Source organism: Holzapfeliella floricola DSM 23037 = JCM 16512, from assembly GCF_001436605.1.
In the GTDB taxonomy this organism is placed as follows: Bacteria; Bacillota; Bacilli; order Lactobacillales; family Lactobacillaceae; genus Holzapfeliella; species Holzapfeliella floricola.
This window is the reverse complement of record NZ_AYZL01000013.1, coordinates 1-329: the sequence shown is the minus strand read 5'-3', so window position 1 is coordinate 329 and position 329 is coordinate 1. Positions and strand designations below refer to the sequence as shown.

The following is a 329-nucleotide window of genomic DNA, read 5'->3' as shown; positions in this document are numbered from 1 at the left end:
CTAAGGATATACGGAAACACACATTTGAAACTTTGTTTAGTTTTGAGAGGTTTACTTCTCAAAATGGTGCACAATGGATTTGGGCCTATAGCTCAGCTGGTTAGAGCGCACGCCTGATAAGCGTGAGGTCGATGGTTCGAGTCCATTTAGGCCCATTTAACTGAATAGTTAATAAAACCTGGGGGTTTAGCTCAGCTGGGAGAGCGTCTGCCTTGCACGCAGAAGGTCATCGGTTCGATCCCGTTAACCTCCATAGACAACGAGAGTTGTCGATTGAACATTGAAAACTGAATATGATTTAAGAACCAAAAGCCGAGGTTATCGAAAAG

General features: G+C 43.8%; 2 tRNA genes. Both read left to right on the top strand.

Annotation, left to right across the window (positions count from 1 at the left end):
- Nucleotides 1-81 precede the first annotated feature (81 nt).
- A tRNA-Ile gene (locus FC86_RS02270) sits at nucleotides 82-155 on the top strand.
- 25 nt (nucleotides 156-180) lie between these two features.
- Nucleotides 181-253 (top strand) — tRNA-Ala (locus tag FC86_RS02265).
- The last annotated feature ends 76 nt before the right edge of the window (nucleotides 254-329 follow it).